We start from the raw sequence: 25566 nt of genomic DNA, 5'->3' as shown, positions 1-25566 counted from the left end.
GACACCCGCTACCCTGGCCGCATGACCCTCGATCACCGCCGCGAGCAGGGCTTATCGGTCAATCAGGTGGTGGGCGCGACGACCGTCGCCGTGGTCGGTGCCGCCGCGCTCGGCGCGGCCTGCGTGTTCAGCCCGAGCGGCGTCGACAGCGGGCCGCAGCTGTGTCCGTTCGCGGTGATGACCGGCCTGCCGTGTCCCGGCTGCGGACTCACACGCAGCTGGGTCGCATTCATGCACGGTGACGTCGGGTCCGCGTTCACGTTCAACGTGTTCGGTCCGGTGTTCCTGGTGCTGGCCGCGGTCACCGTCGTGGCCGCGACGGTCACCCTCGTGCGGCGTCGAGGGGGACCGCTCGCCGGCTGGCGCGACCTCGTCCTCGGCCCGGTCGGTGCGGTCCTGCTCGGGGTGTGGCTCACCTACGGTTTCGTGCGCATTCTCGACGCCGCGTTCGGTTGGGGGTTCTTCCCGGTCGTCGTGTGAGCGTGCCGCCGTGTGAACGTGCACAGTGGATACATGCAGATCACCCACTTCGGCCATTCCTGTCTGCTCGTCGAGATCGACGGGACCAAGGTGCTCTTCGATCCGGGGAATTTCTCGCACGGCTTCGACGGCATCAGCGGTCTCGACGCCATCTTGATCACCCACCAGCATCCCGATCACTGCGACGTCGCGAGGCTGCCCGACCTCGTCGCCGCGAACCCCGGCGCGATCCTCTACGCCGACCCGCAGACGACGACCCAACTCAACGACGACGACGTCGCCGGTGCGTGGACGGCCGCCCGCAGCGGCGACCAGATCGAGATCGGTTCGCTCACCGCGCGTTTCACCGGCGGCCGACATGCGGTGATCCATCCCGAGATCCCGGTCGTCGACAACGTCGCCTACGTCCTCGGCACCGCCGATCAGCCGGGTCGGTTCATGCATCCAGGAGACTCGTTCTACATCCCGTTCGAGCATGTCGACGTCCTCGCACTGCCCTCGGCCGCGCCGTGGATGAAACTCAGCGAGTCGGTCGACTACCTGCGGGCGATGGCTCCCCGGGTCGCCGTGCCCATCCATCAGGCGATCCTGTCCGACGCGGGCAGCGGTATCCACTACGGGCGACTGACGGACATGAAGGCCGAGGCGACGGAGTTCCGGGTCCTCGACAAGGAGAGCGCCACGCAGGTGTGAGCGGGGTGTCACGACGGGCGCAGCGCACCCACCACCTCGTCGTGCAGCAGTCCGTTGCTGGCCACCGCGCTCCCGCCGGCGGGGCCGGGCGCTCCGTCGAGAGCGGTGAAGCGTCCGCCCGCCTCGCGCACCAGGATGTCGAGGGGCGCGAGGTCCCACAGCGAGACCTCGGGTTCGGCAGTGACGTCGACGGCGCCCTCGGCGACCAGGCAGTAGTTGAAGAAGTCGCCGTAGCCACGGACGCGCCACACCCGGTCGGTGAGGCCGATGAACTGCTCCCGGATGCCGCGGTCGGCCCAGCCGGACAGGCTCGAGAACGCGAGGCTCGCCGAACCGAGGTCGGCGACCCCGGACACCGAGAGGCGTCGCACGTCCTCGTCGTCGAAGCGCGTGTGCGCGCCGAGACCCGTTGCGGCCCACCAGCGTCGGCGAAGGGCCGGTGCCGACACCACGCCGACCGTCGGCACGCCGTCGATGAGGAGCGCGATCAGGGTGGCCCACACCGGGACGCCGCGCACGAAGTTCTTGGTCCCGTCGATGGGATCGACGACCCACTGCCGCCCGGTCAGCGCGACGTCGCCACCGAACTCCTCGCCGAGGACGGTGTCGCCCGGACGACGGGCCGAAAGTCGCTCGCGGATCAGGGTTTCGCAGGCCAGGTCGGCGTCGGACACCGGTGTGAGATCCGGCTTGTCGTCGACCCGGAGGTCGACGGCCCCGAACCGGTCCATCGTCAGCGCGTCGGCGGAATCGGCGAGTGAGAGTGCGAGTTCGACGTCGTCGCTGAACTTCGTCGAGCCGGGAGGGACGGACATGCCCGGTAGGGTAGCTGTCATGTGGCTGACCGTGACGTTCACCCTGTTGATCGCGGCCCTCGTGGTGGCGCTGGTGGTGCAGTGGCAGCGCGGTCGCAATCCGCAGCCGCTGTCGGCGGCGAAGGCCTCCCAGTTCGTACAGGGCACGTTCACGATCGTCGGGGTCTCCGACCGCGACGACGAGCCGAGCAAGAGCGCCACCGACAAGAACGGTGACCGCTTCTGCACGATCTCCGGGACCATCGTCGGTCCCGAGACCAGTCCCACCGAGGTGTACGGGACGCTGGTGCTCGGGTCGGGCGACCCGTGGCCCCAGATCGGCGACGATCTGCCGGTTCTCTACAAACCGCAGAAGGCTGCCACGTCGTGGCGGTTCGGGGTCATGCCCGAACCGGGTCCCGACCCACTCTGATCCTCCTGGGCGCTGGCGCGCCGAACTGTCGGTAGTCTGGATCACCGTGCATCCCGACGTGACCGCAGACCTCGAATCCCTCGACGCCACCTTGACCACCGTGGAGAAGGTGCTCGACCTCGAGGAGCTCCGTCGTCGCATCGATGAGCTGGAGATGCAGGCGTCGGATCCGGACCTGTGGAACGACCAGGACCACGCCCAGAAGGTGACGAGCGAGCTGTCGCACGCGCAGTCGGAGCTGCGGAAGGTGTCCGAACTCCGCCAGCGCCTCGACGACCTCCCCGTGCATTACGAGCTCGCCGACGCCGAAGAAGGTGACGACAAGGTCGCGGCTGTCGCGGATGCGGATGCGGAACGGGCGAGCCTGCGGGCCGACATCGAGGCGATGGAGGTCAAGACGATGCTCGCCGGCGAGTACGACTCACGCGATGCCGTGGTCAACATCCGCTCCGGTGCCGGCGGCGTCGATGCAGCGGACTGGGCGCAGATGCTGATGCGCATGTACATCCGGTGGGCCGAGCAGAAGGGGTACGGCGTCGAGGTCTACGACACCTCCTATGCCGAGGAGGCGGGCCTCAAGAGCGCGACGTTCGCGGTGAAGGCCCCGTACATGTACGGCACGCTCTCGGTCGAGCAGGGCACGCACCGCCTCGTGCGGATCAGTCCGTTCGACAACCAGAGCCGACGCCAGACGTCCTTCGCCGAGGTCGAGGTGCTGCCGGTGGTGGAGACCACCGACCACATCGACGTCGACGAGAACGACATCAAGGTCGACGTCTACCGGTCGTCGGGCCCCGGCGGGCAGTCGGTCAACACGACCGACTCCGCGGTCCGCCTCACGCACATCCCCACCGGCATCGTCGTCACGTGCCAGAACGAGAAGAGTCAGCTGCAGAACAAGGCGTCGGCCATGCGCGTCCTGCAGGCCAAGCTGCTCGACCGCAAACGGCTGGAGGAACGCGCCGAGCTCGACGCGCTGAAGGGTGACGGCGGTTCGAGCTGGGGCAATCAGATGCGCTCCTACGTGCTTCATCCGTACCAGATGGTCAAGGACCTGCGGACCGGTGTCGAGGACAACAACCCGACGTCGGTGCTCGACGGCGAGCTGGACAAGTTCATCGAGGCCGGGATCCGCTGGCGGATGGCGACCGCGGAAGCGTGATCGCCTCCACCGCCGACCTCGTGCTGGCCGCTGCGCCGAGCCCGACCGAACTGCTCATCGGTCGGGTCTATGTCTGGCTGGTCACCAGCGGTCTGGAGATCGTGATCTGGATCCTGGGCGCGGTCCTGCTGGCCCGCCTGATCCGCTGGTTCGCCGACAAGTACGCCTCGCGCGTCGATTCGCGTTTCTCGACCAGCGACCTGATCGTTCAGACCGAAGATGCCAAGCATCGTCGCGCACTGGTCGATGTCGTGGCGTGGACCCTGATCGTGGTGATCGCGATCATCGTGATCGTCCACTCGCTGTCGGTGTTCGGCATCCCGCTGAGTGGTCTGACCGGCCCCACCGCGGTGATCGGTGCCGCCCTCGGTTTCGGCGCGCAGCGCATCGTGCAGGACATCCTGGCCGGGTTCTTCGTAGTAGCGGAGAAGCAGTACGGGTACGGCGATGTGGTCAACCTGACGGTGACGGGCAATGCGCCGGCCGAGGGCACCGTGGAGGACGTGACGCTGCGAGTGACCAAGCTGCGCACCGCCGAGGGGGAGGTCATCACCGTCCCCAACGGCCAGATCGTCAAGGCCACCAACCTGTCGAAGGACTGGGCGCGCGCCGTCATCGACGTGCCGGTCCCGTCCGAGGCCGACATCGGGCTCGTCAATGACACGCTCGACCGGGTCGGCCGCGAGTTCTACGCGCTGCCGCGGTGGCATGACATATTGCTCGATGCGCCGTCGTCGCTCGGCGTCATCAGCCTCGAACTCGACGCGATCACGGTGCGCATGGTGACTCGCACCCTGCCGGGCAAGCAGTTCGAGGTGGGACGTTCACTGCGGGTGCACATCATCCGGGCATTGGCGCGTGAGGGGATCAACGTGCCCGCCCGCGAGGTCCGCTCCGCGGGAGGGCCGCCGGCGACACACGCCGATCAGGGCAACCGGGACGGGGGAGACTGATGGTCGACACACCGGACACCCCGGGCCGGAACAGGCCCGGCGAGGACGAGACCGGGGAGAGTGTGCCGCGCGAGGGTCGGCCCGGGAGGGACATCCCCGGCGACGACAATCCGACACAGATCATCCCGACGGACGGCATCCCACCGCAGGACCCACCACCGCAGCAGTCGCCGGACGAGTCCGACGGCAGGCGGCGGATCGATTGGGGCCACATCGCGCGGACCCGACTCCGGACGAGCACCGCGATCCTCGTCGCCGTGTTCCTGGCATGTTGCGTGCTGTACGGGTACACCTCGCAGCGCTACGGCGTCGTGGCGCCTGCGCCCGCGCGGCCCGCGCCGACGACATCGCAGACCGTCGAACCGACGTACGAGCCCCCACCGTCGACGTATTCGACGACAACCACCACGGAGCCGTCGACCACCGACACGACCGGTGGCGTCGATCAGACGGAGGGTTCGTCGACGGACGGGACCCGGGCGCCCACGCCGAGTACGAGCCGGGAGACCATTCCGGGACTGCCCAACGTCCCGTTCCCGAATTTCGGCGGGCAAACCCCGACCACCACGGTCCCGACACGCTGACGCGGGCCGAAAACCGCTGGTCAGTCAGGTCCGAGCGGCGGAGTGTCGCGCCTGAACGCACTCTCAGGAGTCGTCGTTACACTGGCACATCGTGATCAAGCTGGAGAACGTCACGATGCAGTACAAGGCGTCCAGTCGACCCGCTCTCAGGGATCTGAGCCTCGAGGTCGACAAGGGGGAGTTCGCGTTTCTCATCGGGCCCTCGGGGTCGGGTAAGTCGACGTTCTTCCGCCTGCTCCTCAAAGAGGACCGGCCGACGAGCGGCGAGGTGTACCTCGGCGAGTTCCACGTCAACAAACTGCGCGCGGGATCGGTGCCGAAGCTGCGCCAGTCCATCGGGTGTGTGTTCCAGGACTTCCGGCTGCTGCAGAAGAAGACGGTGGCCGAGAACGTCGCGTTCGCCCTCGAGGTGATCGGCCGGCCGCGTTCGACCATCCAGCGGGTGGTGCCGGAGGTGCTCGAGTATGTCGGCCTCGAAGGCAAACACGACCGCATGCCCAACGAGTTGTCGGGCGGTGAGATGCAGCGAGTGGCGATCGCCCGCGCCATCGTGAACCGACCGCTCGTGCTGCTGGCCGACGAGCCCACCGGAAACCTCGATCCCGAGACCAGCGAGGAGATCGTCGATGTCCTCGACCGCGTCAACCGCCGAGGCACCACGGTGGTGATGGCCACGCACGACCGTCACATCGTCGACGCGATGCGACGACGGGTGCTCGAATTCGACAGCGGTGAACTCGTCCGCAACGACCCACAGGGCGTGTACGGGATCGGCTGACGCGCCGCCGGCCCCGACACACTTCACCGAGACCCAAGGACTGTCTGAGCAGACATGCGAGCGAATTTCATCATCAGCGAAGTTCTCCACGGACTCCGCCGCAACGCGACCATGACCATCGCGATGATCATCACCACCGCGATCACACTGGGGATGTTCGGCGGTGGTCTGCTGGTGATCCAGATGGCGGACAAGAGCCAGCAGATCTTCCTCGATCGGGTGGAGATGGAGTTCTATCTCAATCCCGAGGTGACCGAACGGGATCCGCAGTGCGAGTCCGACCCGTGCGCCCAGCTTCGTCGCGGGCTCGAGAACGAACCGGGGGTGACCTCGGTGACCTACCTCGACAAGGACGAAGCCTTCAAGCGTGCCAAGGAGATCTTCGCGAACAACCCCGATCTCGCCGAGAACATCGTGGAGGGCACGCTACCGGCCTCCCTGCGAGTGCGCGTCTCCGATCCGGGGCAGTTCGACGCGGTGCTCACCAAGTACGCGGCTCGGAAAGATCTGGGTGTCGACGCGTTCAAGGACGATCGCAAACTGGTCCAGCGGATCTTCAGTGTCCTCGACGGTGTCCGCAACGCGACGTTCGCCATCGCGTCGGTGCTGGCCATCGCCGCGATCCTGTTGATCATCAACACCGTTCAGGTCGCGGCCTTCACCAGACGGACCGAGGTGTCGATCATGCGCCTGGTGGGCGCCACCCGGTGGTACACCCAGCTGCCGTTCCTGCTCGAGGCGGTGGTGTCGGCCTTTGTCGGGTCGGTGCTGGCCATCGGCGGTCTGCTGCTGGCCAAGAAGTTCTTCTTCGACAACGCGTTACGCGAGTTGTACGGGGTCAGTTTCTTCGCGCGGATCGAGATGACCGACGTGCTGTTCGTCGCACCGTGGCTGGTCCTCGGCGGAATTGTGTTGGCGGGCGCGACCGCATATGTCACGCTTCGTGTCTATGTCCGGGAATGATCCGTCCGTCCCGGCGGTTCGGACTGTCGGCGACCAGCAACGAGTTGGTCGCCTACGAGGCGAGGAGGTGAGTGCATGCCGAAGGAAAAGGGACGCAATGTGATCGCGTCCAATCGCAAGGCGCGGCACAACTACGCCATCCTCGACGTCTACGAAGCCGGAATCGTGCTCGTCGGCACCGAGGTGAAGAGCCTCCGCGCAGGCAAGGCGTCGCTGGTCGATGCCTTCGCGACGATCGACGACGGCGAGGTGTGGCTGCATGCCCTGCACATCGCCGAGTACGGCAACGGATCGTGGACCAACCACTCCGTACGGCGCAAGCGCAAACTGCTCATGCATCGGCGCGAGATCGACAACCTCGTCGGCAAGATCCGCGACGGCAACCTCACCCTGGTGCCGCTGTCGATGTATTTCCACGACGGCAAGGTGAAGGTCGAGCTGGCGCTGGCCCGCGGAAAGCAGGCCCACGACAAGCGCCAGGACATCGCCAAGCGCACCGCGCAGCGCGAGGTCGAACGTGAGGTCGGGCGTCGCGTGAAGGGGATGGGCTGAGTCAGGCGCCGGTGTCGCCCATCCCGTGCTGACCCATCTGCGTCCCGTTGCCGCCCTGCTGCCAGACGGCGCCGGGTGTGGGCCGCTCGGACGTCGTGTCGCCGGTGATGTAGCCGGCGCCGAATCCGAGTGCGCCCGCAACGATGGCCAGTCCGGCTGCGCCGGCGATCAGTGCACTCCGGGCCGGGGCCGTCTTGCGGTCGACCGGTGCGGACTGAGGGGCGGGACCAACGGGAGCGTCGGTCGCGGGAGCCCGACGATCGTCATCGGGTGCGATCGGCTCGGTGGGTGCCCGGTCCGGTGAGCGCGTCGCCGCGTCGTCCGGATTCTGTGCGTCGGCCGCGGCGTCGGCCCGGTGGGCGGGGGGCTGGGTGGGGTCGTTCATGGACTCTCCCTTGTCGTCCGTCTCCGAGCTCAGCTCGGCTGCGAGATCTCCACGATTCCGGCGTCTCCTGGGCCGAGCCTGGCGACGAGCTGGGAAAGTGCTGGTGATCGACGCGACCGACAATGGGAATGAACTCTGGATGACGAGTTGTTAGACTGAAGTGGTCGCTGACTTCGGTCGGCGGGTCCTACTCGGGGCTGATCGGTTTCGACTTCGTGCGTCGAGATAGGGGAAGCGTGTCGGTGCAGGCTGGAGACCACCGTGAGCGTCGCAGCAACCAATTAAGCGCCGATTCCAATCAGCGCGACTACGCCCTCGCTGCCTAAGTAGCGCCGGCTAGTCTGTCGGCCCGGGTTATGCTCCCAGACCCGGATGCCGGCATCATCTATGGGAGCTCACCGTCCTCGCCGGTCGCGGGTGAGGACGGAACACCAAACAGCGACTGGGATCGTCATCTCGGCTTGTTCGCGTGACCGAGAGATCCGAGTAGAGACATAGCGGACTGCACACGGAGAAGCCCTAACAACACGACGGAGGACCCGGGTTCAATTCCCGGCAGCTCCACGAGTAAGCGCCCCACCTGGTTCGCCAGGTGGGGCGTTCTCCGTCAGTGGGGTCGCCCCGTTGCGATCGGTACGGTGGCCCGCATGCTGGTCTGGATCAACGGGGCCTTCGGTGCGGGCAAGACGCACACCGCTCACGAACTCCACCGCCGTCTGGCGACGTCCCATGTGGCCGATCCCGAACTGATCGGGTTCGCCATCCACCGCATGCTCCCGGCAGGGGAGCGCGGCGACTTCCAGAATCGCCCGCAGTGGCGATCGGCCGTGCTCGAGACCCTTGTGCAGGCCGATCGATCGTCCGACGGTCCGGTCATCGTCCCGATGACGCTCGTCGAGGACGCGTACTTCGACGAGATCGTGGGTGGCCTCCGCTCGCGAGGGGTGGATGTCCGCCACTACGCCCTGACGTCGTCGAGCGCGACGATCCATCGCCGCCTCCGCACTCGCGCCGCCGCGATGTTCGGGCGCATCGTCGGAGCCGACGAGACGTGGGCGATGCAGCAGACGAACCGCTGTGTCGCCGCCCTTGCCCACGAGAAGTACGCGACTCACATGTCCAACGAGAACAGGTCGATCGACGAGGTCGTCGAGCACATCGCCGACCACGCGGGGCTCGAACTCGTCCGGCCGCGGCTGGGAACTCTGGGCGCACTCCGACGACGCGCCGCGGTCTCGATCGCGCACATCCGGTAGACCGGCGTCAGACCACCGCCGCGTCGGCCGCGGCACTCTCCCGGTGTTTGCGACGCTTCGTCACCACCCCGTGGGTGGGGCTGAACAGATAGACGAGGAAGAACGCGATGCCTTGGACGAGGACGACCATCCCGCCGGGAGAGGTGTCCTGGTAGTAGGAGACGTACAGGCCGATGACACCGCAGATCGCCGAGACGGCGGGCGCGATGAGCAACATCCGGCCGAAACGGTCGGTGAGAAGCCGCGCGGTCGCGCCGGGGATGATGAGCATCGCCACCACCAGGACGATGCCGACGACCTGTAGGGCGGTCACCGCGGTGAGGGCGAGCAGCGCGAGCAGGGCGGCGCCCAGCAGTCGGGGACTCAGTCCGATGGCGAAGGCGTGCGTGCGGTCGAAGGCGTACAGGGTGAAGTCGCGTCGCTTCAGCAGGAGCAGCGTCGCCACGATCGCGCCCAGGATCGCGATCTGGACGAGATCCGAGGTCGAGACGCCGAGCAGGTTGCCGAAGATGATGTGGTTCAGGTCGGTCTGGCTCGGCGTCACCGAGATCAGGACCAGTCCGAAGGCGAAGAGCGTCGTGAAGACGATGCCGATGGCGGCGTCCTCCTTGACCCGGCCGCCGTCCCGTACGACGCCGATCAGCGCCACTGCGATGAAGCCGAAGATGACCGCGCCGATGGCGAACGGCACGCCGACGATGTAGGCGAGGACCACACCGGGCAGCACCGCGTGTGAGACCGCGTCGCCCATCAGTGACCAACCGATCAGCACGAGCCAGCACGACAGCAGCGCGCATACGACCGAAGCGACCAGCGTCGCCCACAGTGCACGCGTCATGAACGCGTACGCGAACGGATCGAGGAGCAGGTCGACGATGTTCACGAGGCCTCCTCGTGGCGATCGGACTCGTGGCGTACGGACTCGTGGCGTTCGGACTCGCGGTGTCCGGATGTCGGGCGGGCGAGTGGATCGAGACCGAACGCGCGAACCAGGTTGTCCGTCGTGATCACCTCGGTCGGTGCGCCTTGCGCGATCACCCGGCGCATCAGCAGGATCGCTTCGTCGGCCAGTTCCGGTAGGACCTGCAGATCGTGCGTCGAGACCAGGATCGTCGTCCCGGCATCGGCGAGCTCGCGCAGCAGGGCAGTGATGGTTGCCTCGCTTCGTTTGTCGACGCCGGCGAACGGTTCGTCGAGCAGCAGTATCTCGGCTTCCTGCGCGATTCCGCGGGCGACGAAGGCCCGCTTTCGCTGACCGCCGGAGAGCCGACCGATCTGGCGGTCGGCGAAGTCGGTGAGTTCAACGCGTGCGAGGGCCTCGTCGACCGCGTCGTGGTCGGCACGCTTCGGACGTCGGGTGAACCCGAGATGGCCGTAGCGACCCGTCATCACGACGTCGCGGACCGAGATCGGGAAGCTCCAGTCGATGTCCTCGGACTGCGGCACGTAGCCGAGCGCGCCGGCGCGACGTGCAGCGGTGGGGGTCCGGCCGCCCAGCCGGACCGTGCCGGTCGTCGGGGTCACCGACCCCACGATCGTCTTGAACAAGGTCGACTTGCCCGATCCGTTCATGCCGACGAGGCCACACACCTGGCCGGCCGGTACACGTACCGATGCGTGGTCGAGGGCGACGATGTCGCCGTACCGCACGGTCACGTCCGCCACGTCGATGGCGGAACCGGTTGTCGCTGAGGCGTTCACGTGTTACTCCCGGTCAGGCCCGACACGATGGTCGCGACGTCGTGGCGGATGAGGTCGAGGTAGGTGGGTACGGGGCCGTCGGCCTCGGACAGCGAATCGACGTACAGGGTGCCACCGAAACGCGCATCGGTCGCGTTGACCACCTGTTTCATCGGAGCGTCGGAGACCGTGGACTCGCAGAAGACGCCCGGAACCCGGTTCTCCCGGACGAAGTCGATCGTGGCGGCGACCTGTTGCGGCGTCGCCTGCTGTTCGGCGTTGACCGGCCAGATGTAGCGCTCGGTGAGCCCGGCATCGCGGGCGAGATAGGAGAACGCGCCTTCGCAGGTCACGAGAGCCCGTTCGTTGGCGGGCAGCTCGGCCAAGGCCGAGGTGAGGTCGGTCTGCACCTGCTGGAGCTGCCTCTTGTAGGCGGCGGCGTTGGATTCGAAGGTGGCGGCGCCGTCGGGATCGAGTTCGGTGAACGCCCGCACCATGTTGTCGACGTAGATCTGCACGTTGACCGGACTCATCCACGCATGCGGGTTGGGTTTACCCGCATAGGCATCCGACGCGATGTCGATCGGTTCGACGCCCTCGCTGACGACGACGTGCCGGACGTCGAGGCCGTCGACGAATTGGGCGAACCAGGCTTCGAGGTTGAGGCCGTTGTCGAGGACCAGTGAGGCGGTCGCGGCGCGCCGGATGTCGCCGGGGGTGGGTTCGTAGCCGTGGATCTCGGCGCCCGGCTTGGTGATCGACTCCACCTGCAGACGGTCGCCGGCGACCTCGGAGGCGATGTCGGCGAGCACGGTGAACGTGGTGAGTACGACCTTCTCGTCGGGTAGCCGACTCGACAGCGTGCACCCCGCGACGATCGTGCAGACGGCAGCGAGGAGCGCCACTACGGTGACGAACCGACGACGCGCGGGCTTGGGCATGCCGACACTATAGTTTCGGTTGGCCGAACTTTCTAGTTCGGCCTCTCGCCGCGGCTACCTTCGCCGCGCGAGCAGGTGGAACTCGGGGAATCGATGGTCGTCGTCGGCTCGATGCACGGTTCGCCATTCCTCGTCGAAACCGGCATCGGCGAGCGCGGCGGACATGCGGTTGGGGTGCCACCGCCACGCCGGCGCCACGCGATGATCGAACTCGACGATCTCGTCGACGGTGGTCGTCTGGCCGGCCACCAGGACAACGGCCCCCGCGGCCATTCGGTCGAACCAACCGGCCACGACCTCGGGCACCGCTTCGGGTGGCAGGTGAATCAGGCTGAAGCGGGCCAGTAGTGCTGCGACGGTGACGCCGGCGAGCTCCGGCGCGTCGAGACGCGCGTCGTCGGAGACGAAACGGAGTTCGGGATGCTTCGATCGCGCGATCCGCAGCATCTCCGAACTCGGGTCGACGCCGAGGGCATCGAGCCCGCGGGCGGCCAGTTCGGCCGTCAGCAGACCTGGCCCGCATCCGACGTCGATCACCGTTCCGGCAACTCCGCTCTCGCGGATGTGCTCGACGAATGCACCGAAAGCGTGGCGCTGCAGGATGTTTGTGAACGGGGACGGGAACGTCTCGGCGTACAGATCGGCGAGAGCGTCGTATCCGGGCTGCGAAGTCACACGACTCCCGAGGACCGCAGATCCTCGATCTCGTCGGCGGACAGTCCGAGCACACCGCCGTAGACGGCCTCGTTGTCGCACCCGGGGGCCGGGGGACCGGCGTTGCGGATGCCACCGGGGGTGTCGCTGAACTGCGGCACGACGCCGGGTCCGAGCACGGTGCGCTGGGCGCGTTCGTCGTAGTGTTCGGCGATCATCCCGCGTGCCTGCAGGTGCGGGTCGGCGACCACCTCGGCGACCGAGTTGACCGGTCCGACAACGACTCCCGCGGCGCCGAGCACGTCGGTCAACTTCTCCGGCGTGAACTGCCGAGACCATTCGCCGATGAGCGCATCGAGTTCGTCCTGGTTGCGCCCGCGCGCGGCGTGATCGGCGAACCGTTCATCGGTGGCGAGTTCGGGCTGTCCCATCGCGGCACACAGGCGGGCGAAGACCGAGTCCTGGTTGGCGGCGATGATGACGTGGGTGCCCTCGCTGGTCGGGTAGAGGTTCGACGGCGCGATGCCGTCGAGCCGGGTGCCCGACGGGCCGCGTACGACGCCACCCGCGTCGTAGTCGGCGATGGCCGATTCCTGCACCGCGACACAGGATTCGATGAGCGAGGTGTCGACCACCTGACCCTTGCCGGTCACCGACCGTCGGTACAGCGCGGCGAGTGCGCCCTGGGCGGCGAACATGCCGGCGAGGGTGTCGCCCAGCGACAACGCCAGTCTCGGTGGGAGCTGTCCCGGATAGCCGTTGAGATAGCGCAGACCGCTGGCGGCCTCGGCAACCGAGGCGTACCCGGCGCGTGTCGAGTCCGGGCCGGTCTGGCCGTAGCCCGAGACGCGAACCACGACTATTCCCGGATTGCGCGCGGACAGCACATCTGGCCCGATCCCCAGTCGCTCCAACGTTCCGGGCCGGAAGTTCTCGACGACGACGTCGGCGCGCTCGATGAGATCGAGGAACAGTTCGCGGCCTCGCTCCGAACGCAGGTCGAGCGTGACGGCCTTCTTGTTGCGTCCGTGCACCGTCCAGTAGAACCGATGGCCGTCGACCTCGGCCTGCCCCCAGGTGCGGATCGGGTCGGGCTTTCCCGGCGCCTCGATCTTGATGACCTCCGCGCCCATGTCGCCCAGCAACCGTGCGGCGTGGGGGCCGGCGATGAGCGTGCCCAACTCGAGGACGGTGACGCCGTCGAGGGGGCCGGTGGGACGTTCGCTCGTCGATCGCGGCGAGGTGTCGGTCATCAGGACAGTGTGGCCGGTCGCTCGGCCTTCGCCAAGCCTCGACGCCGACGGCCAGGTCGATCGCGTTGCGGTTTCGCCCGCCAACGGTGGGTGTCAACCGGGATCAATCGCAACCCGATCGTTTGGAACGAATCTGCCCCGGCGTGTCATTGACCGGGAACCCCGGCTAGGGTGTGTGTCGTCCAACACACAGGGGAGGCTGGGAACATGGTTGATCACGCGTCGGGAACAGGGCTCCTGCCGGACATCCGGCTGGCCGACATGGTGTCGGGAGTCGCGTCGCTTCGCAGTGACGCCGGCACGATCCTCCGCGCCCTACCCGAGATGCTCCCGAAGCCCCCGACCACGAAGATGTCGATCGGGAAGCGGTTCCAGCAGAGCGCCCAGAAGTACCCCGACCGGGACTTCCTGCGGTTCGAGGGTGAGTCGATCACGTACCGCGAGGCGAACGCCCGCGCAAATCGGCTCGCGGACTTCCTGACTCGCGAGGGCGTCGGCCGGGGGGACGTCGTCGCAGTGCTGTCGCGCAACCATCCCGACGTCGTGATCGCGATGTTCGCGATCGTCAAGATCGGGGCCATCTGCGGGATGCTGAACTTCAACCAGCGCGGCGCGGTGCTCGAGCACAGTCTCGGGCTCATCGAGCCGAAAGCGGTGCTCTATCAGAGCGATCTACTCGAGGCCTTGGAATCGGTTCCGGTCGCCTGCCGACCGGACAAGGAGTACACGTTCACCGATCTCGCGACGCTGACCGCGCGCTGCTCTCCGCTCGACCGGCCGGTCACCGAATCGATCGAGGTGGGTTCGACCGCGATCTACATCTTCACCTCGGGCACAACGGGTTACCCCAAGGCCAGCAAGATGAGCCACTACCGCTGGCTGGTGGCGATGAACGGAATCGGTGGTCTGGGAATCCGGCTGCGCGGCGATGACGTCATGTACACGGCGTTGCCCTTCTATCACAACAACGCACTCACGATCTCGGTCTCGTCGGTCCTCTCCACGGGCGCCTGTCTGGCCATCGGCAAACAGTTCTCGGCGTCGAAGTTCATCGACGAGATCATCGAGAACGACGCGACCGCGTTCGCCTACATCGGCGAGCTGTGCCGCTATCTGCTTGCGCAGCCGCCGAAGCCGACCGATCGCGCGCATCGCCTCCGGCTCGCCGTCGGCAACGGACTGCGCCCGGACATCTGGGACGCGTTCACCGAACGATTCGGTATCGACCGCATCGTCGAGTTGTACGCGGCGAGTGAGGCGAACATCGGTTTCATCAACGTCTTCGGACTGTCCAAGACGGCTGGGTTCTCGCCGTTGCCCTACACGATCGTCGAATACGACGAAGAGACCGGGGAGCCGCTGCGTGGTCCCGACGGACGGGTGAAACCGGTCGGCCGGGGCGGAACCGGTCTGCTTCTGGCGCAGATCAACTCGCGTGTTCCCTTCGACGGATACACCGACCCGAAGGCGACCGAACGCAAGATCGTCCGAGACGCGAAGCGCAAGGGCGACAAGTGGTTCAACAGCGGCGACGTCGTACGCGACCAAGGCTTCTCGCACATCGGATTCGTCGACCGCATCGGCGACACCTTCCGCTGGAAGGGTGAGAACGTGGCCACCACCGAGGTCGAGGCCGTGCTGGACGCGCACCCCGCCGTCGAGGAGGCAGTTGTGTTCGGTGTGCCGATTCCCGGGGTGGACGGAAAAGCAGGTATGGCCGCGATCAGCCTGCGCGACGGCGAGACGTTCGACGCCGACGGACTGGCGCGGCACGTGCGCGACGGCCTGCCCGCGTACGCCGTGCCCTTGTTCGTCCGGATCGTTCCCGCGCTCGAGCACACCTCGACGTTCAAGAACATGCGCACCGAACTCCGCAAGCAGGCCTTCGGCGACACCGGTGACGACCCGCTCTATGTGCTCGCGGGGGACAAATACGTCGCGTTCTACCCCGAGTTCGCCGAGGAACTGGCGGGCGCCCGGCCCAAGCGATGACGATCAGGCGTTGAACGATCAGGCGTTGAACGATCAGCGCTGAACGATCAGGCGCCGCGCAGCGCGGAGAGGCGTTCGCCGACGAAATCGAGCGCGCTGCGTTGCCAGAGACCGATGTGGTCGAGCATGGCGTGACCGCCGCCGGGCACCGGGATGAACTCCGCATCTACGCCCAGGGCCGACAGCTCGTCGATGCCCTTGCGGGTCCGCTTCGCCAGTGTGCGGGTGTCGGCGTCGCCGTGCACCGCGACGACCCGGGCTCCGGGCTGGATGTGTCGCCAGTCGGCGAACTGCCACCAGGGCGCGAGTCCGAGGACACCGATGACCCGGCGGTCGGCGGCGAGGTGCGCGGCCACGCGTCCGCCCATCGAGTGTCCGATTGCGACGACCGGCACTCCCGGGTACCGCCGGCAGATCTCGTCGAGCGCCGCGCGGGCCGGGAGCATGGGCGAGTTCTCGTCGCCGTTCCAGCCGTAGACGCGGTAGCCGACCTGGTGAACGCGCACCGACCGGCCGAAGCGCAACCGCAGCGACCAGGTGAACGGGTACATCCGCAGCGCGGATGGCTGCCGGGGACTGAAGGGTTTGCGGCTGCTGTCCGTGCCGCCGGGGAGAACGAGCACGAGCAGGCCGGGGGATCGGCGTCCGGGTGACAACAACCCGGGCAATCCGGAGATCAGCATGTGTGCAGGCCCCTTCGACGCGGCATCGGCGATTGTCTCACCGTAGCGATTCGGTTGTCGCGGTCGAACGGATCGGTTCGTCAACCGGGCGAACGCCGCGTGGAGTGGCAGAATCGCGGTATGGCACACCCTCGCGCTGGTACCTTGGCCCTGCCCGAAGACCTCGTCGATGTGGACGCCTTGGTGCGTGCCTATTACGACAACACGCCCGATCCGTCAGACCCGTTGCAGCAGGTGGTGTTCGGGACCTCCGGGCATCGCGGATCGAGCTTCGACAATGCGTTCAACGAAGCCCACATCCTGGCGACCACGCAGGCGATCGTCGACTATCGCCGGTCGGCGGGGATCTCCGGCCCGCTGTTCATCGGCTTCGACACCCATGCACTCTCGGTCCCTGCGTGGCGCACCGCGCTCGAGGTGCTCGCGGCCAACGAAGTCACCGTCTACACCGCCGAGAGCGATTCGTTCACGCCCACCCCGGCGGTCAGTCGCGCCATCCTGATGTTCAACCAGGACAACCCGGGGGTGCTTTCGGACGGCATCGTCGTGACGCCATCGCACAATCCGCCGCGAGACGGTGGGTTCAAGTACAACCCGCCGACCGGCGGTCCGGCGGACACGACGATCACCTCGGTCGTCGCCGCGCGGGCCAACGAACTCCTCGAGCAGAAACTCGACGGTGTCGCGCGCATCCCGTTCGAACGCGCCCGGGACAGCGAGTACGTCCAGGACTATTCGTTCCTGCTGAACTACATCGACGGACTCGGCAGTGTCGTCGACATGCAGGCCATCCACGACGCCGGGATCCGCATCGGGGCCGATCCGCTGGGCGGCGCCTCCGTCGGGTACTGGGCGGGGCTCGCGTTCCGGTACAACCTGGATCATCTGACGGTGGTGAACCCGACTGTCGACCCGACGTTCTCGTTCATGACCCTCGACACCGACGGCAAGATCCGGATGGACTGTTCGTCGGCCAACGCGATGGCCTCGCTCATCTCCGCCCGCGATTCGTACGACATCGCGACCGGCAACGACGCCGACTCCGACCGCCACGGCATCGTCACGCCCGACGCCGGCCTGATGAATCCGAACCACTATCTCGCGGTCGCGATCGACTACCTCTTCACGCACCGGCCGCAGTGGTCCGAGTCGGCCGCTGTCGGTAAGACGCTCGTGTCGTCGTCACTGATCGATCGGGTGGTCGCCGGGATCGGCCGGCCGCTACTCGAGGTGCCCGTCGGCTTCAAGTGGTTCGTCGACGGACTGCTGAACGGTCGCGTCGCCTTCGGTGGTGAGGAGAGCGCCGGGGCGTCGTTCCTGACGTTCGACGGCAGCCCGTGGTCGACGGACAAGGACGGCATCATCATGGCGCTGCTGGCGTCGGAGATCCTGGCGGTGACGGGCAAGACCCCGTCGCAGCGGTATGCCGAACTCGCCGAGGAATACGGCTCGACGTCGTACGCGCGGATCGACGCCCCGGCCACCCGCGACCAGAAGGCCGTGCTCTCGAAGCTGTCGCCGGAGCAGGTGACAGCGACCGAACTGGCCGGCGAACCCATCTCGGCGATCATGACGAAGGCGCCGGGCAACGGCGCTCCGATCGGCGGGCTCAAGGTGACGACGGAGAACGCCTGGTTCGCGGCGCGTCCGTCCGGTACCGAGGACGTCTACAAGATCTACGCCGAATCCTTCAAGGGCGCCGAGCATCTCGCGCAGGTGCAGCAGGAGGCGCAACAGGTCGTCGACGCAGCGCTGGGGAGCTGATCGCGGGTTGGGCTCACCTGTAGGCCCCGGACCCGTCCATCCCTCAGACAATTATCAGCGCGACGCCGTTATTGTCGGAATGTGAGCAAGAAGCGCAAGCCGGGAGCATCGGTGCCCCGCACCACCAATTCGAAGTATCAGCCGAGCGCGCCGTCGAACACGATGACGTACGTACTCGGCGGTGTCGCGATCCTGGTGATCGCGGGGCTCGTCATCGGCGGGATCTGGTGGAGCGGACGCGGCAACGGCGAGACCGATCAGGCCGCGCTGGCGTCGAGTTCGACGATGATCGTCGGCCCCGAGAACGCGCCCCTGATCGACGTGTTCGAGGACCCCATGTGCCCGGTGTGCAAGGTGTTCGAGCAGCAGTCCGGTCCGGCGATCACCAAGGCCGTCACCGAGGGTAAGCTTCGCGTGCGCTACCACACGCTCCAGTTCCTGAACTCGCGGTCGGCGACCGGTGACTACAGCTCGCGTGCGGCAGGCGCACTGGCATGCGTCGCGGACGAGCAGAACACGGACCTGTTCCTGCGATTCCACAGCGCACTGTTCGCCGCGCAGCCGCCCGAGGACGGCACCGGCAACATCACCAGCCCGGAGCTCGCGCGGATGGCCACCGAGCAGGGCGCGACCCCGGCGACCGCGACCTGCATCACCGACAACGCGAAGGTCGCCCAGGCCGAGGAGAATGCGCAGAAGTCGACCGACGAACTGTCGAAGGCCACCGGCGGCCAGGTCGGCACCCCGACCGTGCTGCACGACGGCGAGCCCGTCGACGGTGTCCTCGAGGGCAATGCCTGGCTCGACAGCATCCTTGGTGGCGGCAACGCCTGATCGTCGGAACTCCGGTCGGAGGCCCCGACCGGAGTCCTGGCGATTTGGTTGCCATCGCCGAGATGGTGTAACTTCGCCAGTGCCCTTGAACAGGGCGGAACAACAAAATACGGGGCTATGGCGCAGCTGGTAGCGCACCACACTGGCAGTGTGGGGGTCAGGGGTTCGAGTCCCCTTAGCTCCACCGAATGAAGCCCGTTCCGACTGATGTCGGGACGGGCTTTTCTCATGGGTCGCTCCGACACCAGACCGGATGTCGACCGTCCCGACTGCGATCCTCACTCGGTATTTGTACCGATGACAGCCGTCACCGTTCCCACGATGCTGTGTCCACCGACACACCGGTTCGGACGGAAGGAACGATCGTGGCAACGACCACCGGATACATCTGGAACACGCTCTATGGGTGGGCGGACACAGGCAGCGGCGGCATCTTCCCGCCCAGCGTCGACGCACTGACGCAGCCGATCGCGCATCACGTCGCACACCCCGACACCAAGCGACGGCTCCACGAGCTGATCAGTGCGTCCGGATTGATCGCCTCGCTGCGGCAACTCGAGCCGGGGCCCGCGACCCGCGAGGACATCCTCCGCGTCCACGACGCCGCTCACTACGAGCGCATCGTGACCGAGAGCGCCCTCCCCAAGGGCGGCGACGCCGGCGACGGGGTGTCGCCGTTCGGCAACGGTGGCCACCACATCGCGCTGCTCGCGGCCGGGGGTGCGATCGAAGCCGTTCGCGCGGTCGCCGACGGTACCGTGAGGAACGCCTACGCACTCATCAATCCGCCGGGACACCACGCCGAGCGCGCCACCGGCCGCGGGTTCTGCATCTTCAACAACGGCGCGATCGCTGCGGCCCATGCGCTTGAAATGCTTGGGCTGCAACGGGTGGCGATCGTGGACTGGGATGTCCACCACGGAAACGGTGCCCAGGACATCTTCCGGGAGTCCGCGAAGGTGCTGAACATCTCAGTACACCAGGATCGCTGCTTCCCGTCCGACTCGGGATTCCGGGACGAGCGGGGTTCCGGCGACGGGTTCGGTTACACGCTCAACGTCCCGCTGCCGCCCGGTGGGGGCAGCGGCGCATACGAGTACGCCTTCGACGCCGTGGTGCTGCCAGCGTTGCGCGCGTATCGGCCCGAACTCATCATCGTGGCGAGCGGATTCGACGCATCGATGATGGACCCTCTGGCGCGGATGATGCTGCGCGCCGACGGATTCCGATCGTTGGCCCGCAAGATCATCGACGTGGCCGATGAGGTGGCCGACGGGAAACTCGTCTGTCTCCAGGAGGGTGGCTACAGCCCGTACTACGTTCCGTTCTGCGGGCTGGCGGTGGTCGAGGAGCTCGCCGGCGTCTCGACCGGTACAGCCGATGCGTTCGCGCCGATCCTGGGTCCCATGGGCGGCGATGACCTGCTCGCCCACGAGCGCGAGGCGGTCGACGCAGCCACGGAGCTGCTGGCGGACATCACCTAGGGAACGAGTCGCGGTAGATCCGTGCCAGTTCGGCGACGGGGGCTGTCGCGGGGCCGGGGATGACCGTGGCGGTCGCCGTCGCTCGGGCGGCCGCCTCGGTCCGTCGGTCCACCCCGAGCTTGCGCCGGATGTTCACCATGTGCGTGTGCACCGTCCGCGGACTGAGATCCAGTCCCGCGGCGATCGCGGCGTCGGTGCGCCCCACCACCAGCCCACTGAGCACCCGCACCTCCTGCCGGCTCAGGTGCCACACCTGCGCGGAGGTCACCGGCCAGGCGGTCACCCTGAGGTCGCCGAAGTCGCCCAGGCGCGAGAGCGTCACCCGATACCAGGCCCCCTGGTACCACCACAGGTGTCGGAGTTCGCCGTCGCCGCATTCGACGAAGTCGCCCACGAGATGCACGAACGCGGCTTCGGCGACGAACGGAACATCCACCGGACCCGCCGACAGGGTCCGAGCGCCCCGGCGCAGGTAGACGGTGGACGGGGTCGGGGCGGCCGAGTCCGTGGGATCGGCCGACGGTACTCGCTGAACGTCCTCGGACGCCTGGTCCGGTCTCAGGACCAGCGCCAGCAAGCCCGACAGGTCGCGGGCCAGCGCGCGCTGTGGCGCTGCGAAGGCATCGGGGCGTCGCGCGGAGAAATGCGCGAGACCCACGTAATCGCCACCGTCGAACAACTCGACCGTCATCCCGTCTGCGAAACCCTCGGCCCTCAGGTACTGCTCGAACAGCACGGTACGGGTGAACTCTTCGCGGACCTTTCCGCCGACGTCACTGATAGACAGGGGCAGGCCGTCTGCGGGATTGAGTCGGTTGGTGAAGCCGACCTCGTAATCACGAGGGAACAGGTGCTGCAAGGCCCAGGCCGAGCCCGAGGAGTACCCCACCCGGGACACGATCCGAGACCGTGCGCCCTCCGGCTGGTGGATGAGCAGCGCGGCGTCGAAGTGCACATGGCCCTGGAGCAGCCGCACTGCCCGCGTCAACTGTCCCCGCGTCAGATCGGTTGCCGGATTGCTCATTTCGCCAGTGTAGTGACGTGACGAAGGTGCCGCCGGAAGTCGGTGACATCACGTCTGCGCGATCGGTTGCAACGTACCGATGGGGCCGCGGTCGACAGCGCTACTGCGAAGGTCTCGACTTTCAGTCGCGTCCGATGCCCGCGGGCATGGGGAGTATCTCGACGCGCGCGAGACCTGAGGTGACGGCGGGGTCGGCGGCACTGATCGTTCGGACCTCGTCCTCGGAATCGGCGCGCACTACGCCCAGGCCCCAGTTCCCGACCGGGTCGGCCACCGGTCCGAAGATGACGGCGGTGCCGTCGGCGAGGAGGCCCGACCAGTACGCGCCGTGCCGGCCCATGATGGCGGTCTCGTCGTCGGACATGTCCCCGGGCCCGAAGGTGGGCCTGGGCGGGACGAGTTTGTACACGAAGTGGGACATGAGATGAGCCTTCTGTGGTCAGGGGAGGGTGGATTCGATGGCGGCGACCGACGCCGCCAGGGCTGCGGCCCAGCCGCCGTAGTACGCGCCGGAGCTGTAACCGCCTGGCGCGGCGCAGTCTTCGCGCAACTGGTCCTCGCTGAGATGCTCCCAGCCGCGGTGCTCCACGGACACTCGCGTCAAAGCCGGACCGAGAGAGGTGAACGCCAGCTCGACCTCGGTCGGCGCCGGGGTGTTCAACCACGACATGACGAACCGGTTCGGGGGCTCCCATACCGCGAGGCGACCCCATTCGGCGGTGGTGCCGTCGTCCCAGGTCTCGTAGACCCGCCCGCCGGCGTATTCGTCGATCGTCACAGTGCGGGCCCGGGATCCGCCGATCGACATCGGCTGCAGCGGCCACCAGACTCCGATGGTTCGGACGAACGTGGTGAAGACATGGTCGAGATCGCTGCGGACGGTGGTGGATTGGCGGATCGGCGGACGCCGGAGCGGGATGACGGAACCGCCGTCGGCACGGGGGGACTCGCCGATCTCGCGCTCACCCGGCACGGTTCACCTCGTCGTCGGTCAGTCCGCGTTCGGCCTCCACCAGCTGCCGCGCGACGTCGAGGGATGACGCCCACATGTCGTCGAGCAGGTCGCGCAGTCGGTCGATGCCTTCGGGTCGAGTGCGGTAGATCCGGCGGGTCCCCTCGCGACGCTCGGCGAGCAATCCGGCGTCTTTCAACACCGTGAGGTGTTGGGAGATCGCGGTGCGGCTGACGTCGAATCGTGCGGCGATGTCGCCCGCCGTGAGCTCCTCGTGGGAAACGAGTTCGAGGATGGCACGGCGGCGGGGCTCAGCCATCGCGCGCAGGGCCTCGTCGACGCCCGGCACCTTGTCGGTCATGCCCAGAGTCCGATCGCATTGCCGTCGGGGTCGGCGAACGTCGCGAAGCGACCGTAACCGTCCGGAAGGTCCGAGGGCCCCACGAGTGCTGTGCCGCCCAGCGTCTGGGCCCGGTCGAGAGACGCCTGCAGATCGTCGACGCGCATGATGACTCCTTGTGTCAGATTCGTCGTTCTGCGCTAACGTTAGTGGTCGCTGACAAAAGCTGCAAGGGTTCCGGGCGGTTTCCGCACTCGGACCTCATCGCGGCGCCGGCCGCCCAGGGACTCCGGCGATCTGCCCGGCGTAAGGTGCACGCATGTTCTGCGACGACGGTCGTCCTCGACCACGCTGAACGAACCGTCCGTCATCGATGCGCCACAGGAGTGAGAGTGCCGTCTGCGAGTACGTCGACCTGGCTACTCCTGCCGGGGACTCCGCTGTCGCCGACGGTGTGGGACAGCGTCCGTGCTGAGCTGTCCGCACACGGCCACGTCATCACCCCGGCGATCAACCCACCGCCGGGCTATGTGGGCACTGACCTGCAGGCGCGGCTGGCCGCCGAAGTCGCGAAGTCGGTTCCGGCCGAAGCGCCCTGGCATGTGGTGGGCCACTCCTTCGGTGGACAGGTGGCACTCGAACTCGCGATCTCGCGACCCGACCTCGTCTCGCGACTGACCCTCCTGTGCACGCGAGACACACCCTTCCCGGCGTTCGATGTGGCGGCCGCCGCTGTCGCAACCGGCACCGTCGATGTCGACGGCACGCTCCGACGATGGTTCAGCTCAGACGAATTGCGCACCGACAGCCCGGTCGTCCAGTACGCGCGCGACGCGGTGGCCACCGCGGACCGGGCATCCTGGGCGTCGGCGCTGCGTGCCATCGCAGTGTTCGACTGTTCGCAACGCACGTCGTCGATCGCGTGCCCGGCGACCGTCCTGGCCGCCGAACACGACACGGTGTCCGACGTCGCCGCCATGGAGGCGATGCATCGTCGGATCCCGGGTTCGGAGTTCGTCATCCGATCCGGCGCCTGGCACATGAGCATCTTCGACGACCCGGAAGCGTTGGCGCGGATGCTCCTCTGAGGACGGCTGGACTCTACGCAGCGTCCTTGATGACCTGTCGCTGCGCCGCGAACATCTCGGCCAGATTGTTGTTGACCGCGGAGTCCACGGCGGGCGGAGTGTCGTCGACAGTGTTGTGCGTGACCGAGAACGACACACCTCGCTCCTCGCCGATCACGAGAATCCCCGCGAGGTGGAGCTCCAGCGACCTGACCTCGTACGCCCCGGTCATCCGGACCGCCTTGTAGTCGCCGTCGATCGGCAGCTCCACCTCGTCGAGAGTGAGTGCGACCGGCACGTCGCCGCTGTCGAGAGTCAACGTGAAAGAGGAGCAGGCGGAGAGGATTTCGTCGAATTCGTCGTAGCCGTTGTCGGCCGGCTTGGTGACGTCGGCGCTGTAGTTGTCGAGGCCGAAGAGGATCTCGCTCGACGATGAGGTCTCGGTGAGTTCGCGTTCGGCACGCTCGCCGGTGGTCTGTTGGGAGTTGACCAGCGTTGCGCACTTCTCGTTGTCCACGGTGCTGCCATCGTCGTCGGTGCTACCCGTCTCGGTCGTGAAGTCGCCAGTGATGTCCGGGAACTGGTCTTCGGGCAGCACCAGTTCGAGCGCGGACGCGGTCGGGATCGACGGTTCGTCGTCACCGCCGCTCAGGGTCAGCGCCAGTACCACTGCGACGACAACGATCAGTACGAGGATGAGTCCACCGCCACCGATGAACCACCATTTTTTGCCGCCTTTGGAGGACGGCGGTGGCGGCTGCTGGCCGAATGGTTGCTGGCCATACGGTTGCTGACCATACGGTTGTTGGGCATACGGCTGCTGACCCTGCGGCCCCTGGCCATAGGGCTGCTGGCCATGTGGCGGTTGCCCGAACGGTTGTCCACCGAACGACCCCGGGGGCGGCGGCTGTGCCGGAGTTGCCTGCGGATCGCCGGGCTGGTGGCCTCCGGCGGGCGGCCATCCGGGTTGCTGCGGCCCCTGCGGACCCATGGCAGTCGGCTGGTTCGGGTCGTAGGGACTGCCCACGGTCGGCTCCTCCTGGTCGGTGACCTCGGGAGATTACCGCGAGCGGACACGCGAATCGTCGGGTTTCATGCGACCGAATGAGAGTGGGCTCGGCCGTGTCGCCCTCGGTTCACTGGAGGGCGGGTGGCGAATACTTCGGCTCGTACAGCGTGATCTCGCCGGCGCCGGGAACCTTGACCCCCACCGTCACGCCCCACTCCTCGTCGACCGGCGTGCCGGCGAACACCGCGCCCCGGTCCGCGAGTTCGCGCATCGTCGACTCGAGATCGTCGCACATGAACGACACGTCGAACTTCTGGTCGGTGCGGCCGGCGGTTCCCTCGTGCTCCCATGCGCTGGGGTGTGCGCCGAGCTCGCTGGGACCGGTCTTGAAAATCAGCCAGCCGCCGCCGGTGTCGACGTGCGGGAAGCCCAGCACGTCGCGGAAGAAGGCGCGGGCGGCCTCCGGGTCGTCGCAGTAGATCAGTGTGTGCACCGCGGTGATCATGGCGGTCAGGGTAATCCGCGCTCCTGCGGGATCGGCCGAGTTCGCTCACAACGTCACCCTGCTCGCCGGCCGGCTATGCGGCGTGATGGGCCGAGAAAGTTCGTCCCCCTGAGCACGGTCGAAGGGCACAATGCCCTCCGATCATGCTGAGGGGGAAGGAAAGTCGGTCGCTGAGGCTGGTGATGTTCCTCGCCGGGCCCTTCGTGGCTCGTCGCTATCGCTCCTCGCACCTCAGGGAGCAGGACGGGGGTCGCTATCGCTCCTCGCACCTCAGTATCTGCGGCCTGGCGGCCGTCGTGGACCACGAAAGAACACTCGTGAGTGTCCGAAATCCATGCTCCCTGAGGTGCG

At 67.2% G+C, this 25566-nt stretch carries 30 protein-coding genes, 1 tRNA gene and 1 other RNA gene; 17 read left to right on the top strand and 15 right to left on the bottom strand.

The genetic code is table 11. The features are described 5' to 3' along the window. The first annotated feature begins 21 nt into the window (after positions 1-21). Positions 22-480 carry a DUF2752 domain-containing protein gene (locus ACFW3F_RS21895; RefSeq protein ID WP_388061184.1) on the top strand — a complete coding sequence of 153 codons (459 nt, stop codon included), beginning with the start codon at positions 22-24 and terminating at the stop codon, positions 478-480. A gap of 33 nt (positions 481-513) precedes the next feature. Beyond that, positions 514-1173: an MBL fold metallo-hydrolase gene (locus ACFW3F_RS21890; RefSeq protein WP_388061182.1), complete on the top strand. Its 660-nt coding sequence runs from the start codon at positions 514-516 to the stop codon at positions 1171-1173. A gap of 8 nt (positions 1174-1181) precedes the next feature. Here the strand turns inward: ACFW3F_RS21890 and hisN are convergent, their stop codons facing one another. Then, positions 1182-1988 carry a histidinol-phosphatase gene (gene hisN, locus ACFW3F_RS21885; protein WP_388061180.1) on the bottom strand — a complete coding sequence of 269 codons (807 nt, stop codon included), beginning with the start codon at positions 1986-1988 and terminating at the stop codon, positions 1182-1184. Between the two features lie 19 nt (positions 1989-2007). On the opposite strand from hisN, the gene ACFW3F_RS21880 reads away from it, so the two are divergent. The 7 genes from ACFW3F_RS21880 to smpB all read left to right on the top strand — a co-directional run bounded on the left by ACFW3F_RS21880 (position 2008) and on the right by smpB (position 7392). Continuing rightward, on the top strand, positions 2008-2400 hold the full coding sequence (locus tag ACFW3F_RS21880; protein ID WP_388061178.1) for a hypothetical protein: 393 nt from the start codon (positions 2008-2010) through the stop codon (positions 2398-2400). A gap of 46 nt (positions 2401-2446) precedes the next feature. Beyond that, a complete protein-coding gene (prfB, locus tag ACFW3F_RS21875; protein WP_388061177.1) occupies positions 2447-3562 on the top strand; it encodes a peptide chain release factor 2 in 1116 nt (371 codons plus the stop codon). Next, on the top strand, positions 3559-4515 hold the full coding sequence (locus ACFW3F_RS21870) for a mechanosensitive ion channel family protein (RefSeq protein ID WP_388061175.1): 957 nt from the start codon (positions 3559-3561) through the stop codon (positions 4513-4515). Before prfB ends, ACFW3F_RS21870 begins: the two co-directional genes overlap by 4 nt. Beyond that, a complete protein-coding gene (locus tag ACFW3F_RS21865; protein WP_388061173.1) occupies positions 4515-5099 on the top strand; it encodes a hypothetical protein in 585 nt (194 codons plus the stop codon). The genes ACFW3F_RS21870 and ACFW3F_RS21865 overlap by 1 nt, the downstream gene beginning before the upstream one ends. Positions 5100-5190: 91 nt before the next feature. Further along, on the top strand, positions 5191-5877 hold the full coding sequence (gene ftsE / locus ACFW3F_RS21860) for a cell division ATP-binding protein FtsE (protein ID WP_388061171.1): 687 nt from the start codon (positions 5191-5193) through the stop codon (positions 5875-5877). Between the two features lie 54 nt (positions 5878-5931). After that, complete coding sequence (ftsX, locus tag ACFW3F_RS21855; RefSeq protein WP_388061169.1) at positions 5932-6840, top strand: permease-like cell division protein FtsX; 909 nt, start codon at positions 5932-5934, stop codon at positions 6838-6840. Positions 6841-6915: 75 nt separating this feature from the next. Then, a complete protein-coding gene (gene smpB / locus ACFW3F_RS21850; RefSeq protein ID WP_388061168.1) occupies positions 6916-7392 on the top strand; it encodes an SsrA-binding protein SmpB in 477 nt (158 codons plus the stop codon). 1 nt (position 7393) lies between these two features. Here smpB and ACFW3F_RS21845 read toward each other — a convergent pair whose 3' ends face one another. After that, a complete protein-coding gene (locus ACFW3F_RS21845; protein ID WP_388061166.1) occupies positions 7394-7777 on the bottom strand; it encodes a hypothetical protein in 384 nt (127 codons plus the stop codon). A 193-nt stretch (positions 7778-7970) separates the two neighbouring features. Between ACFW3F_RS21845 and ssrA the strand changes: the two genes are divergently transcribed. Both ssrA and ACFW3F_RS21835 read left to right on the top strand, forming a co-directional pair. After that, positions 7971-8344: a transfer-messenger RNA gene (ssrA, locus tag ACFW3F_RS21840) on the top strand. Between the two features lie 80 nt (positions 8345-8424). Beyond that, the gene (locus ACFW3F_RS21835; RefSeq protein WP_388061164.1) at positions 8425-9033 is read left to right on the top strand and encodes an AAA family ATPase; all 609 of its coding nucleotides are present in this window, start codon (positions 8425-8427) and stop codon (positions 9031-9033) included. Positions 9034-9040: 7 nt separating this feature from the next. On the opposite strand, the gene ACFW3F_RS21830 is transcribed toward ACFW3F_RS21835, so the two are convergent. The 5 genes from ACFW3F_RS21830 to ACFW3F_RS21810 are packed head-to-tail and all read right to left on the bottom strand — an operon-like array spanning position 9041 to position 13561. After that, on the bottom strand, positions 9041-9916 hold the full coding sequence (locus ACFW3F_RS21830; protein WP_388061163.1) for a metal ABC transporter permease: 876 nt from the start codon (positions 9914-9916) through the stop codon (positions 9041-9043). Beyond that, positions 9913-10734 carry a metal ABC transporter ATP-binding protein gene (locus ACFW3F_RS21825; protein WP_388061161.1) on the bottom strand — a complete coding sequence of 274 codons (822 nt, stop codon included), beginning with the start codon at positions 10732-10734 and terminating at the stop codon, positions 9913-9915. The genes ACFW3F_RS21830 and ACFW3F_RS21825 overlap by 4 nt, the downstream gene beginning before the upstream one ends. Then, a complete protein-coding gene (locus ACFW3F_RS21820; protein WP_388061159.1) occupies positions 10731-11654 on the bottom strand; it encodes a metal ABC transporter substrate-binding protein in 924 nt (307 codons plus the stop codon). The genes ACFW3F_RS21825 and ACFW3F_RS21820 overlap by 4 nt, the downstream gene beginning before the upstream one ends. Positions 11655-11708: 54 nt before the next feature. After that, a complete protein-coding gene (locus tag ACFW3F_RS21815; RefSeq protein ID WP_388061157.1) occupies positions 11709-12329 on the bottom strand; it encodes a class I SAM-dependent methyltransferase in 621 nt (206 codons plus the stop codon). Beyond that, on the bottom strand, positions 12326-13561 hold the full coding sequence (locus ACFW3F_RS21810) for a CaiB/BaiF CoA transferase family protein (RefSeq protein WP_388061155.1): 1236 nt from the start codon (positions 13559-13561) through the stop codon (positions 12326-12328). The genes ACFW3F_RS21815 and ACFW3F_RS21810 overlap by 4 nt, the downstream gene beginning before the upstream one ends. Positions 13562-13768: 207 nt before the next feature. On the opposite strand from ACFW3F_RS21810, the gene ACFW3F_RS21805 reads away from it, so the two are divergent. Beyond that, on the top strand, positions 13769-15553 hold the full coding sequence (locus ACFW3F_RS21805; RefSeq protein ID WP_388061153.1) for a long-chain-acyl-CoA synthetase: 1785 nt from the start codon (positions 13769-13771) through the stop codon (positions 15551-15553). Between the two features lie 47 nt (positions 15554-15600). On the opposite strand, the gene ACFW3F_RS21800 is transcribed toward ACFW3F_RS21805, so the two are convergent. Further along, positions 15601-16236 carry an alpha/beta hydrolase gene (locus ACFW3F_RS21800; protein ID WP_388061151.1) on the bottom strand — a complete coding sequence of 212 codons (636 nt, stop codon included), beginning with the start codon at positions 16234-16236 and terminating at the stop codon, positions 15601-15603. Between the two features lie 120 nt (positions 16237-16356). Between ACFW3F_RS21800 and pgm the strand changes: the two genes are divergently transcribed. From pgm to ACFW3F_RS21780, 4 genes are all read left to right on the top strand, one after another. Beyond that, positions 16357-18000 carry a phosphoglucomutase (alpha-D-glucose-1,6-bisphosphate-dependent) gene (gene pgm / locus ACFW3F_RS21795; protein ID WP_388061149.1) on the top strand — a complete coding sequence of 548 codons (1644 nt, stop codon included), beginning with the start codon at positions 16357-16359 and terminating at the stop codon, positions 17998-18000. 81 nt (positions 18001-18081) lie between these two features. After that, entirely contained in the window at positions 18082-18834 is a 753-nt protein-coding gene (locus ACFW3F_RS21790) for a DsbA family protein (protein WP_388061147.1), read from the top strand. 111 nt (positions 18835-18945) lie between these two features. Then, positions 18946-19018: transfer RNA gene (locus ACFW3F_RS21785), tRNA-Ala, on the top strand. 181 nt (positions 19019-19199) lie between these two features. Then, entirely contained in the window at positions 19200-20318 is a 1119-nt protein-coding gene (locus ACFW3F_RS21780) for a class II histone deacetylase (protein WP_388061145.1), read from the top strand. Here the strand turns inward: ACFW3F_RS21780 and ACFW3F_RS21775 are convergent. From ACFW3F_RS21775 to ACFW3F_RS21755, 5 genes are all read right to left on the bottom strand, one after another. Next, a complete protein-coding gene (locus tag ACFW3F_RS21775) occupies positions 20311-21342 on the bottom strand; it encodes a LuxR C-terminal-related transcriptional regulator (protein ID WP_388061143.1) in 1032 nt (343 codons plus the stop codon). The two genes, ACFW3F_RS21780 and ACFW3F_RS21775, sit on opposite strands and share 8 nt — an antisense overlap. Positions 21343-21463: 121 nt before the next feature. Then, complete coding sequence (locus ACFW3F_RS21770) at positions 21464-21763, bottom strand: YciI family protein (RefSeq protein ID WP_388061141.1); 300 nt, start codon at positions 21761-21763, stop codon at positions 21464-21466. A gap of 18 nt (positions 21764-21781) precedes the next feature. After that, complete coding sequence (locus tag ACFW3F_RS21765) at positions 21782-22315, bottom strand: SRPBCC domain-containing protein (RefSeq protein WP_388061139.1); 534 nt, start codon at positions 22313-22315, stop codon at positions 21782-21784. Continuing rightward, a complete protein-coding gene (locus ACFW3F_RS21760; protein ID WP_388061137.1) occupies positions 22305-22655 on the bottom strand; it encodes an ArsR/SmtB family transcription factor in 351 nt (116 codons plus the stop codon). The genes ACFW3F_RS21765 and ACFW3F_RS21760 overlap by 11 nt, the downstream gene beginning before the upstream one ends. Beyond that, positions 22652-22801 carry a VOC family protein gene (locus tag ACFW3F_RS21755; RefSeq protein WP_388061135.1) on the bottom strand — a complete coding sequence of 50 codons (150 nt, stop codon included), beginning with the start codon at positions 22799-22801 and terminating at the stop codon, positions 22652-22654. The genes ACFW3F_RS21760 and ACFW3F_RS21755 overlap by 4 nt, the downstream gene beginning before the upstream one ends. 225 nt (positions 22802-23026) lie before the next feature. Between ACFW3F_RS21755 and ACFW3F_RS21750 the strand changes: the two genes are divergently transcribed. Next, positions 23027-23722 (top strand): alpha/beta fold hydrolase, encoded by a 696-nt coding sequence (locus ACFW3F_RS21750; RefSeq protein WP_388061133.1) that lies wholly within the window; start codon positions 23027-23029, stop codon positions 23720-23722. Between the two features lie 13 nt (positions 23723-23735). Here the strand turns inward: ACFW3F_RS21750 and ACFW3F_RS21745 are convergent, their stop codons facing one another. Continuing rightward, entirely contained in the window at positions 23736-24728 is a 993-nt protein-coding gene (locus ACFW3F_RS21745; protein ID WP_388061131.1) for a hypothetical protein, read from the bottom strand. A gap of 109 nt (positions 24729-24837) precedes the next feature. Then, entirely contained in the window at positions 24838-25215 is a 378-nt protein-coding gene (locus tag ACFW3F_RS21740) for a VOC family protein (protein WP_388061129.1), read from the bottom strand. Positions 25216-25566 lie beyond the last annotated feature (351 nt).

The organism is Gordonia sp. NPDC058843, assembly GCF_042743165.1.
In the GTDB taxonomy this organism is placed as follows: Bacteria; Actinomycetota; Actinomycetes; order Mycobacteriales; family Mycobacteriaceae; genus Gordonia.
The sequence above is the reverse complement of the archived record's forward strand: the minus strand, read 5'-3'. Positions and strand labels throughout refer to the sequence as shown.